The following is a 14691-nucleotide window of genomic DNA, read 5'->3' as shown; positions in this document are numbered from 1 at the left end:
TTCCACATCAGGATTGAGTGGGAACGACTCAGGTATAGTGAGCGTTGAACAGACCGACCTGTTTCTGTGACCTCCGCGATCCGCCACACCCGCAGACGCCGACGGTGAGCACCGAGGGTGAACCTCCATGGTGGTCGTCGTCGGTGCAGGACGGGCGGTGAACGGTGAACGATGGATGGTGAACGATGAACGCTGAACGCCTCACCGCCCGCTCGCAGGAGGCCCTCTCCGCGGCGATCAGTCGAGCCACCGGCGACGGGTCCCCGCTCGTCGACCCCCTGCATCTGCTCACCGCGCTCCTCGAGACCGCGGATGGCGTCGGCGCCGCGCTGCTGGCGTCCGTGGGTACCTCGGCCGAGGCCGTCCGCACCCGCGCGGAGGCCGCCCTCTCCCGGCTGCCCCGCGCGACCGGGATGAGCGTCTCCGCCCCCCAGCTGTCCCGCCAGCTCATCGCCGTGCTGACGGGCGCCGAGCGGCAGGCCGCCCGCCTCGGCGACGAGTACACCTCGGTCGAGCACCTGATGGTCGCCATCGCGGAGGAGGGCGGCGAGGCGGGGCGCATCCTGACCGGGGTCGGCGCCACGCCCGATGCGCTGGGGGCCGCGTTCGACCAGGTCCGCGGCGGCGCCCACCGGGTCACCAGCCGTGATCCGGAGGGGTCCTACCGGGCGCTGGAGAAGTACTCGATCGATCTCACCGAGCGTGCCCAGCGGGGCAAGCTCGACCCGGTGATCGGGCGGGACGCCGAGATCCGCCGGGTGATCCAGGTACTGGCCCGGCGTACCAAGAACAACCCGGTACTCATCGGCGAGCCCGGCGTCGGCAAGACCGCGATCGTCGAGGGCCTGGCGCTGCGCGTGGTCGCGGGCGACGTCCCCGAGTCGCTGCGCGGTCGGCGGATCGTCTCGCTCGACCTCGGTTCGATGGTCGCCGGCTCCAAGCTGCGGGGGGAGTTCGAGGAGCGGCTGACATCGGTGCTCAACGAGATCCGCGAGGCCGAGGGCCAGGTCATCACCTTCATCGACGAACTGCACACCGTCGTCGGTGCCGGCGCGGCCGAGGGCGCGATGGATGCCGGCAACATGCTCAAGCCGATGCTGGCCCGCGGCGAGCTCCGCATGATCGGCGCCACCACCCTCGAGGAGTACCGCACCCGCGTCGAGAAGGATCCGGCGCTGGAGCGCCGCTTCCAGCCGGTGCTGGTCGGCGAGCCCACCGTGGAGGACTCGATCGGCATCCTGCGTGGCCTCAAGGAGCGCTACGAGGTGCACCACGGCGTGCGGATCACCGATGCCGCCCTGGTCGCCGCGGCCACCCTGTCCGACCGGTACGTCACCGCGCGGTTCCTGCCGGACAAGGCCATCGACCTGATGGACGAGGCCGCCTCCCGGCTACGGATGGAGATCGACAGCCGTCCGGTGGCGATCGACGAGCTCGAGCGCGCGGTGCGCCGCCTGGAGATCGAGGACATGGCGCTGTCGAAGGAGAGCGACGACGCCTCCCGGGAGCGCCGCGAGCGCCTGCAGCGGGAACTGGCCGACCGGCGGGAGGAACTGTCCGGCCTGACCGCGCGGTGGCACCGTGAGAAGGACTCGATCTCCGAGGTCCAGAAGATCAAGGAGGAGCTCGAGAACGCCCGGCGGGCCGCCGAGCTCGCGGAGCGTGATCTCGATCTGGCCAGGGCCGGTGAGCTGCGGTACGGCACGATCCCCGCGCTCGAGCGGCGCCTGACCGAGGCCGCCGACGCCGTGACCGCGGCCGGCTCGTCCGGTGGCGCCATGCTCGGCGGCGAGGTCGGCCCCGACGATGTCGCCGAGGTCGTCGCCGCGTGGACGGGCATCCCCGCCGGGAGGCTGCTCGAAGGCGAGACGGCGAAGCTGCTGCGGATGGAATCCGAGCTGCACGCCCGGGTGATCGGGCAGGAGGAGGCCGTGCGGGCGGTGTCGGACGCGGTCCGGCGGGCCCGGGCCGGCATCGCCGACCCCGACCGTCCGACCGGGTCGTTCCTGTTCCTCGGGCCCACCGGCGTCGGCAAGACCGAGCTCGCCAAGGCGCTGGCCGACTTCCTGTTCGATGACGAACGGGCGGTCGTGCGCATCGACATGAGCGAGTACGCCGAGAAGCACTCGGTGGCCCGCCTGATCGGCGCGCCCCCCGGTTACATCGGCTTCGAGTCCGGCGGCCAGCTCACCGAGGCGATCCGGCGCCGGCCGTACAGCGTGATCCTGCTCGACGAGGTGGAGAAGGCCCACCCCGACGTGTTCGACATCCTGTTGCAGGTCCTCGACGACGGCCGGCTGACCGACGGGCAGGGGCGCACCGTCGACTTCCGCAACACCATCCTCGTCCTCACCTCCAACCTGGGCTCCCAGTTCATCGCCGATCCCACCCTGAGCCCGCAGGTGCGACGCGAGTCGGTGATGGTCGCGGTGCGGGAGGCGTTCAAGCCGGAGTTCCTCAACCGGCTCGACGACGTCCTCGTCTTCGAGCAGCTTGGCCGGGACGACCTGACCCGCATCGTCGATCTGCAGCTCGACCGGCTGCGGGACCGGCTGCGGGACCGGCGGATCGCCCTGACCGTCCACCCGGCGGCCAGGGCCTGGCTCTCCGATGTCGGTTACGACCCGGTGTTCGGCGCCCGGCCGTTGCGCCGGCTGGTGCAGACCGCCATCGGCGACCAGCTGGCCCGCCAGCTGCTCGCCGGGGAGATCCGCGACGGCGACGAGGCCGTGGTGGACGCGACACCCGGCGCCGCCGCGCTGACCGTCACCGCCGCGCCCGCGTCGGCGGCCAGCACCGGCAAAACCCTGTAGCGGCGGACGTAGCCGACCGCACAAAAAGGGTTGCAACAGGTTAATCAGTGAGTCGCATAGGGTCGGCGCATGGCGGGCAGATCGAACATCGTCGTTTCGGCGGCCGTGCGCCAGGCCCTGGCGGCCGGGGAGCCGGTGGTGGCCCTGGAGTCGACCCTGATCGCGCACGGGCTGCCGCGGCCCCGCAACCGGGAGGTCGCCACCCAGCTCGAAGCGCAGCTCCGCGAGCAGGGGGTGACCCCGGCGACCGTCGCGGTCATCGACGGCGTGCCCCGGGTCGGGCTGGACAACCCGGATCTCCTGCGGATCGCCGACGACCCGCACGTCGTCAAGCTGTCCGTACGTGACCTGCCGGTCGCCCGCGCCACCGGCCGGACCGGCGCGACGACCGTCGCGGCCACCTCGCTGCTCGCCGCCCGGGTCGGCGTGCGGGTGTTCGCCACCGGCGGGCTCGGCGGCGTGCACCGCGGTGCCGGCGACAGCTACGACGAGTCCGCCGACCTGGTCACGTTGGCCACCACGCCGATCACGGTGGTGTGCGCGGGGGTGAAGTCGATTCTCGACGTCGGCGCCACCCTCGAACGCCTCGAGACCCTCGGGGTCACCGTCGTCGGCTACCGCACGTCGACGTTTCCCGGCTTCTACCTGCCACACACCTCCTACGACCTGGACTGGCGGGTCAGTGAGCCGGCGCAGGTCGCCGCCGCCATGAGCGCGGCCGACGACCTGGGGCTACGCAACGCGATCGTGGTCGCCGCGCCGTTGCCGGTGGAACTGGCCCTCGACCCCGGGCTGCACGACCGGGTGCTCGCCGACGCGCTGGCCTGGGCGTCCGAACGTGGCATCCGCGGCAAGTCGGTCACTCCCTTCCTGCTGGAGACATTCCATCGCGAGACCGGCGGGGCGAGCCTCGAGGTCAACATCAACGCGGTGCGTAACAACGTCGCGGTCGCCGCCGACGTCGCCCGGGCCTGGGCGGCGACGGGCTGAACCAGCGCCCCAGGCACGGACCTGCGACGATTTCACCCGACGCCGTAACGGTGGGTGAGCGAGCAGGGAGGTGACCGACCGTGTCGTGGATTCTCGGCCGTCGGTCGGCCTGGTTCGTCATCGCCTTCTGGATCGTCGTCGCGGCGGCGCTGAGCCCGCTGGCCTTCCACCTGCCGCAGGCAGAGAAGAACGATGCCGCCGCCTTCCTGCCGGCCGAGGCCGAGTCCACCCGGCTGCTCGCGGCACAACGCGAGTTCCCCGGCGGCGACGCCGTACCGACCGTCGTCGTGATGACCAGACCCAGCGGTCTGGCCGCCCGGGACCGGACGGCGGCCACCGCGATCGCCGCGGCGCTCAGGCCCTTCGCGTCCGGGCGGATTCTGGGGCCGGTGCTCTCGCCCAACGGCCGGACACTGGTGTTCACCGTGCCCCTGGCCCAGTCCGACGATGTGGCCCGGTTCACCGACGAGGTGCGCCAGATGCGCCGGATCACCGCCGGGCTCGCTCCCCCGGGTACCCAGATCGCCGTGACCGGACCGGCCGGCCTGGTCGCCGACACCTACCACCTGTTCAGCACGATCGAGTCCCGGCTGCTGCTGGTCACCGCCGGGATCGTCGCCGTGATCCTGCTGGTGGTGTACCGAAGTCCGCTGTTGTGGCTGGTGCCGTTGGCGTCCGTGAGCATCGCCGACCAGGCCGCCGCCGGCATCATCGACCTGCTCGCCCGGCACTCCGGGCTCACCGTGAACGGGCAGAGTTCCGGCATCCTGCGGGTGCTCGTCTTCGGCGCGGGCACCGACTACGCCCTGCTGCTCATCGCCCGTTACCGGGAGGAACTGACCCGGCATCGTGATCCGCGCCAGGCGATGCGCCAGGCGATGCGCCGGGCGGGCCCCGCGATCGTCGCCTCCGCCGGCACCGTCATCATCGGCATGCTCTGCCTGCTGGTCGGGGAGCTCGCCTCCGACCGGGGGCTCGGCCCGGTCGGCGCGATCGGTATCTCCACCGCCCTGGTCACGATGACCACCCTGCTGCCGGCCGCGCTGGTGCTGTGCGGACGGCGGCTGTTCTGGCCGCGGATTCCCCACTTCGGTGAACACCCGCCGGTCACCGAGGCGGCCCGCCACGGCGCGGCCGCCCGGTCGGCGCACGCCGCCGCGCTCGCCGCCCCGACCGTCCCCGGCCATGAGGATCTGACCGAGTTCGACCTCGCCGAGGAGCCGGGACGCTGGGTCCGCGTCGGTACGGCGATCGACCGCCGGCCGCGCACGGTCTGGGTGATCACGTCGCTGCTGCTGGGCGGGCTCACCCTCGGGCTGTTCGCGATGGACACCTCGTTGCGCGGCGACCAGGGGTTCCGCCGCGACGTCGAGTCGGTGCGCGGCGTGGACCTGGTGGCCACCGACTTCCCGCCGGGCGTCGCGGCGCCGACCTATGTGATCGCGAACACGGCGGCGGCGGCGGCGGTCGAGGCGACCGTGCGCGCGGCACCCGGGGTGGCCGCGGTGGCCGAGACCGGACGGGCCGGCCACCAGGTGCAGTTCCTGGTGGTCCTGCGGGAGCGGCCGGACAGCGCCGCGTCCTTCGCGGCGGTGCGTGACCTGCGGCGGCGGGTGCACCGCATCCCGGACGCGGCGGCGATGGTCGGCGGCAACACGGCGGTGAACCTCGACGTGCGCCGGGCCGCCGTCCGGGATCGCACCGTGGTCATCCCGCTGGTCCTCGCGGTCGTGTTCGCCGTTCTGATCTTCCTGCTCCGGGCGATCATCGCGCCGCTGCTGCTGATGGTGACGGTCGTGCTGTCGTATCTGGCCGCGCTCGGGGCCAGCGCCGTCGCCTACCGCTGGCTGTTCGGGTTTCCCGGCGCCGACCCGTCACTGCCACTGTTCGCGTTCATCTTCCTGGTGGCCCTCGGCGTCGACTACAACATCTTCCTGATGACAAGGGTCCGGGAGGAGGCGCAGCGGATCGGTGCCCGGCCCGGCGTGCTGCACGCGCTCGCCGTCACCGGCGGGGTGATCACCTCCGCCGGTATCGTGCTCGCCGCGACCTTCTCGACACTGATCATCTTTCCGCTGGTCCAACTGGCCGAGATCGGCTTCGTCGTCGCCTTCGGCGTCCTGCTGGACACCCTGGTCGTGCGATCGGTGCTGGTCCCGGCGCTGAGTCTGGACATCGGTCGGCGGATCTGGTGGCCGGGGCGGCTCGCCCGTCCGGATCAGGCGGCCCCGGTCGAACCGGTCCGGTCACGCCACTGGCCGAAATCGAGGCAGACGTAATCAGCGGGCGACCTAAGGTTGCCCCATGGCCGAAGCGCTCATTCCGGACCCGGCGTCCTGGCAGGTCCTGCCGCCGCAGCTACGCCGGCTGCGGCGAACCCTGCTGCTGGGCGTGACCGTGCCGGCCGTCATGCTCACACTGCTGATCACGGTGATGGTGGACGGCTGGCCGTGGCTGCTGCTGACCTCCGTCCCGATCGCCGTGGCCGGCTGGGCCTGGTTCGCGATCGAGCGGGTCTGGCGCGCCTGGCGCTACGCCGAGCGGGAGGACGATCTCCTGATCAGTCGGGGCATCCTCATCCAGCGCCTGGTGGTCGTCCCCTACGGCCGGATGCAACTGGTGGACGTCAGCGCCGGACCGCTCGCCCGCCGGTTCGGCATCGCCAAGGTGCAGCTGCACACCGCCGCCGCGACCAGCGACGCCGTCATCCCCGGTCTGCGCCCCGCCGAGGCCGCCCGGCTGCGCGACGCCCTCACCGAACGCGGCGAGGCCAGATCGGCCGGGCTTTGACCACCTCCTGGGAGGCCACCGAACCAACCGTGGCGGACCCGCCGAAACCACCGGACCCACCGGACCCACCGGACCCACCAGACCCACCGGAGTCGCCGGAGTCGCCGGAGTCGGGCGATGACGGGTACCGACGGCTGCATCCGCTGACACCGTTCCTGCGCGGCTGGGTGATCGTCGCCGCCTTCGCGGCGACGGTCGGGCGAACCTTCGCCGAGGAGGTGACCGCCCGAGCGATCGGCCTCACGATGCTCTTCCTGGTACCGGCGGCCGGCATCTACGGGTACTGCGTCTGGCGGTTCACCCGCTACCGGCTCGACGGCGACGGGCTGCGCCTGGACACCGGCCTGCTGGTGCGACGTACCCGCTATGTCCGCCTCGACCGGTTGCAGGCCGTCGATCTCGTCCAGCCGTTGCTCGCCCGGCTGGTCGGGCTCGCCGTCGTGCGACTCGACCTCGCCGGCCACGAACGCCGGGACCGGGCCGACTCCGACGGCGGCAGCGCCACCTCCGACCTGCGTTACCTCTCGCTCGGCCACGCCCAGCGGCTGCGCAGCCAGCTGTTGACCGGCTCCGCGCGGCCCGCGGCGGCGAGCCCGGCGGCCCCGGGCCCCTTCGGCCCTTCGGACGGGTCGGACGGGTCGGCGACGCTCGCCGAGGTGCCGCCGACCCGGCTGGCCGCGGCGATCGCGCTGTCCCCGGCGCCGTGGGTGGCGGTGTTCGGCGTCGCGGCCATCGCCGTCCCGTCCCTGCTGACCGGGACCCGCACCGGTGTGCTCGGCGCGATCCCGATCCTCGGCTGGCTGTGGCATCGCACCGTCCGGGTGTTCGCCGTCGGCTATCCGTACACGGTGTCCACCTCTGCGGACGGGCTACGCCTGGACAGCGGCCTGATCGAACGGGCCCATGCGACCGTGCCACCGGGGCGGGTCCAGGCACTGCGGATCACGGCGCCGCTGCTGTGGCGACCGTTCGGCTGGGTGACCCTGCGGATGAACGTCGCCGGCAGCGGCCCGACCGTCCTGCTGCCGGTGGCCCGCCACGACGAGGCGATGGCGCTCGTCGGCGCGCTGCTGCCCGGGGTGGACGTCGCCGCAGTGGCGCTCACCCGCGGACCGCGCCGGGCACTGCTGCTCGCGCCGGCGCACTGGTGGGTGCTCGCCTGCGGCGCCGACGACCGGATCTTCGTCGCCCGACACGGACTGCTCCGGCGCCACACCGACATCATCGCGCACGGCAAGGTGCAGAGCATCCGGCTGATCGCGAACCCGCTGGCCCGGCTCCTGCGGCTGGCCGACGTCCATTTCGACACCATCGACGGCCCCGTCCGGGTGCGCAGCGGCCACCGCGACCGCCAGGCGGCGACCGCACTGGTCTACGCCCAGGCGGAACTGTCCCGCCTGGGCCGACGACCCGATCACCCCGACCACTGAGCACTGAGCAGCGGCCCAGCCGGCCGCTGGGCCGCTGGGGCTCAGCCGAAGGTGGGGAACTCCGGGCCGAACACCGCGCCCCACAGGGCCACAGCCTCCCCGTGGTCACCGGCCTGTTCGGCGGCCAGCGCCTTCGCCGAGTAGAGCCGGGCGAAGCGGACGTTCTCCCCGAGCACGTCAAGATCCTCGGAGCGGACGTAGCTGGACAGATCGCCACCGACATCGGCCGGGTCGGCGACGCGCAGACCCACCTCGTCCATGTACCGGAAGACCTCGGCCAGGCCCTGGCGGGTGTTCAGACCACGACCACCGAGCACCTGCCCGGCGAGCGCCTCGAGATGGAACGAGCGCAGGTGGCTGCCGCACACCCGGTTCCAGGCCTTGAGCAGCCGCACCGCCGAGATCACCCGGGGGCCGAGATCCGCCGTCCAGCCCAGGTGTCGCTCGGGTCGGGTCGGCAACCAGCCGCCGACCCGGTCGGGCATGACGTAACCGGCCCGCGGATGGTCGAAGGCGGGCACGAGATGCACATCCGGCGGGGCGTCGTAGACGATGCGCAGGGCCTGGCCGCGGCTGCCGATGGTCTGGATGCGCTCGCCGCCGATCGCGTTGCGCACGCACAGGACGAGGTCGCGCGAGTCCCAGCGGAACCGCTTCCACGCGCTGTTGGCCGCGGAGAAGACCGCGAAGATGTCGACCTCGTCCAGCGGGCGGATCATCGTGTCGCGACCGGCGGAGCCGATCGTGGCCACGCCGACCAGCGGCAGCGCGCACCGCGGCGGGAAGATCGCCCGCAGTGCACGCTCGGCCTCGTCACGGCGGGCGGCGATCACCGCCTTCTCCTCGGCGCTGAGCCGAATCATGTCGTCGAGTTTGGCGAACGCACGTGCGGTCGTCCCGACCAGCAACGGCCCGGTCATCGCCCCCGAGGGCGGACCAGGCGGCATCGCATCGGGCTGCCCGGACGCACCGTCCTCGGACGGGAACAGCGCGTTGGGCTCGCCGGGCGTGGAGGCGGGTGACCGCCGCCAGTGCGACGGAATGACCAGATGGTCATAGGTGACCTCACCGGGCCGGGCTCCGGCCGGTGTTCCCCGAGGGGTGTCCACGCTCATGCTGCTGACCTCCCAGGCGCAGGTGGCGCCGAAACGTTCGGGCTCCCCTCCCCGGACGCGCGGCGAGCCTCCCACAGCCCGCCCCGGTCGCCCCGCCCTGCCCTCGGCCCGTCGGCCTTGGTCGCGACATCGCTTTACATGGTGCCCCAGGGCGTCACGGTCTGAACAGGGGGCTGTCGGCGTGGCGTGTTCCACCGCTCGTCCAGTGACGAGAAAACTACGAGAAGGTCGCGGCCAGATCCCGGTCAACAGGACATCATCGACGCAACAGACACACAACGATGTTCGTCCGTGTTAGGGCCCCTGGCCAGGGGCCCTCGGGACGCCCGCGGGACAGCCCCCGGTTGGCACCAATGGGCCCGACGACGTGGACCGCGCGGTAGTCCACTGGTGGCATGCGCGCAGGCCGGGGGTCGGTCTCAGCCGGCCGGGGGTCGATCTCAGCCGGCCGGCGGCCGTAGCCAGACCCGCCACCATCCGGCCACCAGAACGGGGGTCGGCACGAACGAGGTCGCCTGCCCGAGGCGCTTGCCGACGGCGTCACCGCGCCGGATCCGCGTCTCCACGAGCACACCGCGGTACTCCAGCCAGCCCGCGGCCGCCCGCACCGCCTCGGTGGCGTAGCCCTCCCTGCGGTAACCGAACGCGATCGACACCCCGACCACCGCCCGCCGGCCCTGGGTGTCGGCCACCAGCAGGCCGACCGCCGCGGGCTCCGATCGCCGCCGCAGCACCCAGGTCAGCACGGACCGACCGGCCCCGGCCCGGCGACGCAGCTCACGACGCAGTGACCCGGCCGGGTCACGCGGGTCCGACCGGTCGGCATACGGATCGGTGCCGACCAGACCCCCGTCCGGCGCCACCCCCGGCTGCCGGGGACCACCCGAACCGACCACGACCGAGGTGAACGACAACGCCGACGCCAGCTCCTCCGCGACATAGCCCGCGTTCCACACGGTCAGGGGCAGCGCCAGCAGCCGGGATGTGGTGAGTGTCGGCCCCTCACCCACGACGGGACGGCTCCCGCACGCCGAGCAGCCCCCGCTCCCGCAACCAGTCCTGGGTGCGGGCCATCCCCTCGACCAGCGGCACCCTCGGTGCCCAGCCGGTCAGCTCGCCTACCCGGCTGGACGAGAAGCCGCGCTCGCGGGTGAGCTCCCGGACACCGAGCGGCCCGACGTCCACCCGAGCCCGTGGATCGACCCCGGCGCCGAGCCGGGCACCGACCCCACGCACCAGCGCCCGCGGTCCACCCGCCCCGGTCCCGGCGCTGGACCCGGCCGTCGTCGTGGTCGTGCCGCGCCCCCGACGCCCCTCGGCGAGTGCGCGCAGCCGCTCCCAGCCGTCGAGCGCCCCGACGATGCCCGCGGGCACCGAGCGGGGCGCCGCCACGCCCAGCATGTCCGCGTAGTAACCGAAGAAGTCCGCGGCCGGCACCGACTCGCCCCCGGTGACCTGGAGCACCTCGCCGGCCACCACGGCTCGCGGGGCCGCGACGACCGCCGCGACCGCGTCGACGACATCGTCGACGTGCACCGGGCTGAGGATGCCGCGGCCACCATCGACCACCACGAACCGCCCGGCGCGCAGCAGCAGCACCGGCCACAGTGTCCAACGCCCCGCCCGGGCTCCGTAGGCGTCACCGACGCGCACGACGGTCGCGCCCAGCCCGTGCGCGGCCGCCGAGGCCACCGCCTGCTCCGCCGCGGCCAGCGCGTCCGCCCGGGCATCCCCGGTGAGCCCGACCGGCGCCGACTCGTCGAGCAGCCCGCCGGGCCCGGCCAGGCCCTCGGCCCACGCCTGCGGCGAACCGGGGGCGGACATGGTCTTCTCCGGTGTGGACGCTCGCTGGGTGGCGGCGATGTTGACCACGTCCACGCAGGAAAGATGAACGAACCGGTCGACGCCCGCGCGGCCGGCGGCGTCGAGCAGGTTCGCCGTGCCGGCAAGGGTCACCCGCCGGATCTCACCGGCGGCCACCCGCACCGGCGCGCCGGCCCGCCCCGGCCGGACCGGGGTCAGTTCCGCCACGCCACCCAGGCCGACGGCGGCCGCCTGGACGACGAGATCGGCACCGTCCAGCGCCCGCTCCCAGTCCCCCGGACGGGTGATGTCGGCCGTCGTGATGCCCGGTGCCCGGCGGATGTCCAGCGCCACCACCTCGGTGCCCGCCTGGCGCAGCGCGTGTGTGATCGCCCCACCGAGAAAACCGGCCGCGCCGGTGACCACCGCGCGAACCACGGCCCCTCCTCCTGCCCGGGGCACCCGCGCCGGGCCACCCCTGTGACGGCGTGCTGTCGCTGCCGCCGTCAGGGCGCCGGAAAGGTGGCCCGACTGCCCTCGGCGACGACGTTTCGACCCTACGGGATCGTCCGGCCACACCGTATCCAGGCCAGTGGCACCGGTCCGCCGACGTCGGGAGATCTCAGCGCGGGGGCGTGATGAAGTCCTGGGTCCAGTGGGCGCCGTAGGGCCCACCCCCGGCAGGACCGGCACCGATCCGCCGCAGCGAGCGGTTGAGGATGTTCGCCCGGTGTCCGGGGCTGGCCATCCAGGCTCGCACGACCGCGTCGGGTGTCGGCTGACCCGCGGCGATGTTCTCCGCGGCGATCAGGTTGGTGAGGATGACCACGGTGTTGAGGATGTTCGCGAGCGCCGTCGCGTGGGCGTTCGCCGACCCCACGGCGGCGGCCGAAGCCGCGGGCGCCCCGCTCGGCGTGGCGACACCCCCGGTGGACGCCAGCACGTCGGCCGCGCCCACCGCGGCGCCAGTAACAGAGGTAGTAGAGGTAGTAGAGGTGGCCTGGACGGCGGGGTCCGTCGCACGGGTGCCCAGCGCCCCGGATGCCCCGGACTCCCCGGACGCCCCGGGGCCGGGCGCCAGCGAACAGGCGGTCAGCCCCGCGGCCAGGGCCGCCGTGACGAGCGGGGGCAGCAGGCCCGCCCGGCGACGAGCGACCGGACGGCGCATCGAATCCTTCGCCTGGTCGGCCCCCGACCCAGGTCACCGGATCGATCGCAGCCCAGCCCAACGGTGGCGAACCACGTTTCGGCCCTGGCTACCTCCTCTCCTCTGTGTGCGGCGCGTCGGCTGTGTGCGGCGCGTCGACCACGGCCACCCCCGTCGACGGCACCTCAACGATCACCGGCTCGTCCACCGCCGAGTCGGTCCGCACAGCATCCGCCCGCGTCGCGGTCGCCACCACTGGATCTGTGCTCGCGGCTGGATCCGTGCTCGCCGCTGGATCCGTGCTCACGGCGCGGCGTCGGCCCGCGCGTCGGCGCAGCAGCTCACCGCCAAGCCCGGCCAGCACCGAGACCAGCACGACCACCCCGGCCATCGGGCCCGCCGCGTCCCGCAGCCCCGGAATGTCCGCCGCCAGATACCCGAGCACGATCAGGCCGCTGCCCCACACCAGCGCACCGGCGACGGCGGCGGCCAGGAACCGGTGCCACGGCATCGCCACCGCGCCGGCCAGCACGGGTGCGAAGGTCCGGGCCCAGGGCACGAACCGGGCCACGATCAGCGTCACGGCGCCGAACCGGCGATAGAAGTCGTCCGTCCGAGCCAGGGCTGTTCCGTGCCGCCGTTCCAGATAGGGCCGACCCAGCCGGGCCCCGGTGTAATAGCCCGCCACGGCACCGGCGCTGGCGGCGACCGCGACCCCGCCGGACAGGGCATAGATGGAGACATCGGCGCCGCCGTCGGCGGCGACCAGACCGGCGGCGAACAGAATGGTGTCGCCGGGCAGCCAGAAACCGACCAGCACACCACTCTCAATAAAGATCATCGCAAAGACGACGGCGTACAGGGTCGTCCCGGACAGGTGACCGACATCCACCCGTCCAGTGTGCCGCCAATCCACCGCGGACAGTCCGACGCGGAGCCCTTGGTCGCCGTGGTGGACCACACCCCGCGCTGTCCCAGGCCGTTCGGACGGCACCGCTTCGCCCGGACGGCGTGGCTTCGCCCGGACGCGCCATGTTCGGACGCGGCCGACCGGCGTCGGCGCAACTGTGCCGCGACGTCCACCGCATCCGGCCACCCGAACGACGCGCGTCGTCATACCCTTCGCCCACCAACAGTCGCGCGGGTGCGCTTGCGCCCGATCGGGCCGGCCCGTGCCGCCTTTTATGGCTGATCGGCGCCCCGACAGCTTCGACAAGGAGCCCCACCGATGCCCATCGCCACGCCAGAGATCTACGCCGAGATGCTCGACCGTGCGAAGTCCGAGGCCTTCGCCTACCCCGCGATCAACGTCTCGTCGTCGCAGACCCTGAACGCCGCCCTGCGCGGCTTCGCCGAAGCCGGCAGCGACGGCATCATCCAGGTGTCCACCGGCGGCGCCGAGTACCTGTCCGGTTCCACGGTGAAGAACATGGTGCTCGGCGCCGAGGCGCTGGCCGAGTTCGCCCACCATGTCGCGAAGGCCTACCCGGTCAACATCGCACTGCACACCGACCACTGCCCGGCGGACAAGCTGGACACCTACATCCGGCCGCTGATCGCGATCTCCCGCGAGCGGGTGGCGGCCGGTCGCGACCCGCTGTTCCAGTCGCACATGTGGGACGGCTCCGCGGTCGAGCTCGAGGAGAACCTCAAGCTCGCCGAGGAACTGCTCGCGGACGCGACCGCCGCCCGGATCGTCCTCGAGGTCGAGATCGGGGTGGTCGGCGGTGAGGAGGACGGTGTCGTCGGCGCGATCGACGAGAAGCTCTACACCACCCCCGGTGACATGTGGCGGACCGCCGAGGTTCTTGGCTCGGGTGACAAGGGTCGCTACCTGCTCGCCGCGACATTCGGCAACGTCCATGGCGTCTACAAGCCCGGCAACGTGAAGCTGCGCCCCACGATTCTTCGGGACGGCCAGGACCACGTCGCACAGAAGCTGGGCCTTGCGGCCGGCTCCAAGCCGTTCGACCTTGTCTTCCACGGTGGTAGCGGTTCGGACCTCAGCGAGATCCGGGAGACGCTGGACTACGGCGTCGTCAAGATGAACGTGGACACCGACACCCAGTACGCATTCACCCGCCCCATTGTGGACCACGCCTTCAAGAACTACGACGGTGTCCTCAAGGTGGACAGCGAGGTCGGCGTAAAGAAGGCCTACGACCCACGAACCTACGGAAAGCTCGCCGAAGCGGGCATGGCCGCCCGAGTCGCCCAGGCCTGTGAGGACCTGCGCTCCACCGGCCGTTCGCTCGGGAAGGCCTGACCCAGACAGGAAGGCCCGACGAACCAGCCGGGCTCCATCCATCCGGGGCGGGACGACCCCGGGCGGGAGAAACAGTCCCGCAGCGGAGTCACCGCCCAGAACCGCCGGTCCCCCAGTTGCCGCTCGCGACTGGGGGACCACTGCGTTGCGGCACCGTCCTCTCGGTCGCGGAACCGTCATCTCGGCACATCTCGGGCACCGCCACCGCGGTCCATCGCGGCCAGACGGTTCCGCCCAAAGCCTCCGGCCGTGCCGGATAGGCATGACGGCGCCATAGCCGACCCCTGGGGCGTGGACCACCCGCCCACCTACCAGCCGAACGCCACGACTTCTCTAC

At 72.6% G+C, this 14691-nt stretch carries 11 protein-coding genes; 6 read left to right on the top strand and 5 right to left on the bottom strand.

Annotation, left to right across the window (positions count from 1 at the left end; genetic code table 11):
• Positions 1 to 185: 185 nt before the first annotated feature.
• The 5 genes from clpB to MXD61_RS02635 all read left to right on the top strand — a co-directional run bounded on the left by clpB (position 186) and on the right by MXD61_RS02635 (position 8023).
• Complete coding sequence (clpB, locus tag MXD61_RS02655; protein WP_248811267.1) at positions 186 to 2813, top strand: ATP-dependent chaperone ClpB; 2628 nt, start codon at positions 186 to 188, stop codon at positions 2811 to 2813.
• A gap of 69 nt (positions 2814 to 2882) precedes the next feature.
• Positions 2883 to 3803 carry a pseudouridine-5'-phosphate glycosidase gene (locus tag MXD61_RS02650; protein WP_248811266.1) on the top strand — a complete coding sequence of 307 codons (921 nt, stop codon included), beginning with the start codon at positions 2883 to 2885 and terminating at the stop codon, positions 3801 to 3803.
• An 80-nt stretch (positions 3804 to 3883) separates the two neighbouring features.
• The gene (locus MXD61_RS02645) at positions 3884 to 6082 is read left to right on the top strand and encodes an MMPL family transporter (protein WP_248811265.1); all 2199 of its coding nucleotides are present in this window, start codon (positions 3884 to 3886) and stop codon (positions 6080 to 6082) included.
• 25 nt (positions 6083 to 6107) lie between these two features.
• Positions 6108 to 6593 (top strand): PH domain-containing protein, encoded by a 486-nt coding sequence (locus MXD61_RS02640; protein WP_248811264.1) that lies wholly within the window; start codon positions 6108 to 6110, stop codon positions 6591 to 6593.
• The gene (locus tag MXD61_RS02635) at positions 6590 to 8023 is read left to right on the top strand and encodes a PH domain-containing protein (RefSeq protein WP_248811263.1); all 1434 of its coding nucleotides are present in this window, start codon (positions 6590 to 6592) and stop codon (positions 8021 to 8023) included. Before MXD61_RS02640 ends, MXD61_RS02635 begins: the two co-directional genes overlap by 4 nt.
• A gap of 41 nt (positions 8024 to 8064) precedes the next feature.
• Here the strand turns inward: MXD61_RS02635 and MXD61_RS02630 are convergent, their stop codons facing one another.
• The 5 genes from MXD61_RS02630 to MXD61_RS02610 all read right to left on the bottom strand — a co-directional run bounded on the left by MXD61_RS02630 (position 8065) and on the right by MXD61_RS02610 (position 12980).
• On the bottom strand, positions 8065 to 9138 hold the full coding sequence (locus MXD61_RS02630) for a nucleotidyltransferase (protein WP_248811262.1): 1074 nt from the start codon (positions 9136 to 9138) through the stop codon (positions 8065 to 8067).
• 440 nt (positions 9139 to 9578) lie between these two features.
• Complete coding sequence (locus tag MXD61_RS02625) at positions 9579 to 10148, bottom strand: GNAT family N-acetyltransferase (protein ID WP_248811261.1); 570 nt, start codon at positions 10146 to 10148, stop codon at positions 9579 to 9581.
• The gene (locus tag MXD61_RS02620) at positions 10141 to 11379 is read right to left on the bottom strand and encodes an NAD(P)-dependent oxidoreductase (RefSeq protein ID WP_248811260.1); all 1239 of its coding nucleotides are present in this window, start codon (positions 11377 to 11379) and stop codon (positions 10141 to 10143) included. The genes MXD61_RS02625 and MXD61_RS02620 overlap by 8 nt, the downstream gene beginning before the upstream one ends.
• Positions 11380 to 11563: 184 nt before the next feature.
• Complete coding sequence (locus tag MXD61_RS02615) at positions 11564 to 12109, bottom strand: CAP domain-containing protein (RefSeq protein WP_248811259.1); 546 nt, start codon at positions 12107 to 12109, stop codon at positions 11564 to 11566.
• 88 nt (positions 12110 to 12197) lie between these two features.
• The gene (locus tag MXD61_RS02610) at positions 12198 to 12980 is read right to left on the bottom strand and encodes a DedA family protein (RefSeq protein WP_248811258.1); all 783 of its coding nucleotides are present in this window, start codon (positions 12978 to 12980) and stop codon (positions 12198 to 12200) included.
• A 336-nt stretch (positions 12981 to 13316) separates the two neighbouring features.
• On the opposite strand from MXD61_RS02610, the gene fbaA reads away from it, so the two are divergent.
• A complete protein-coding gene (gene fbaA, locus MXD61_RS02605) occupies positions 13317 to 14354 on the top strand; it encodes a class II fructose-bisphosphate aldolase (protein ID WP_163550008.1) in 1038 nt (345 codons plus the stop codon).
• The last annotated feature ends 337 nt before the right edge of the window (positions 14355 to 14691 follow it).

This window comes from Frankia sp. AgPm24 (assembly GCF_023243055.1).
Lineage (GTDB): Bacteria > Actinomycetota > Actinomycetes > Frankiales > Frankiaceae > Frankia > Frankia umida.
This window is presented reverse-complemented; position numbering and strand designations above follow the sequence as displayed.

Excerpts from the sequence above, each read along its gene's own strand:
- MXD61_RS02630 (WP_248811262.1), bottom strand. The coding sequence starts at position 9,138 with ATGAGCGTGGACACCCCTCGGGGAACACCGGCCGGAGCCCGGCCCGGT.
- MXD61_RS02640 (WP_248811264.1), top strand. The coding sequence starts at position 6,108 with ATGGCCGAAGCGCTCATTCCGGACCCGGCGTCCTGGCAGGTCCTGCCG.
- MXD61_RS02615 (WP_248811259.1), bottom strand. The coding sequence starts at position 12,109 with ATGCGCCGTCCGGTCGCTCGTCGCCGGGCGGGCCTGCTGCCCCCGCTC.
- clpB (WP_248811267.1), top strand. The coding sequence starts at position 186 with ATGAACGCTGAACGCCTCACCGCCCGCTCGCAGGAGGCCCTCTCCGCG.
- fbaA (WP_163550008.1), top strand. The coding sequence starts at position 13,317 with ATGCCCATCGCCACGCCAGAGATCTACGCCGAGATGCTCGACCGTGCG.
- MXD61_RS02650 (WP_248811266.1), top strand. The coding sequence starts at position 2,883 with ATGGCGGGCAGATCGAACATCGTCGTTTCGGCGGCCGTGCGCCAGGCC.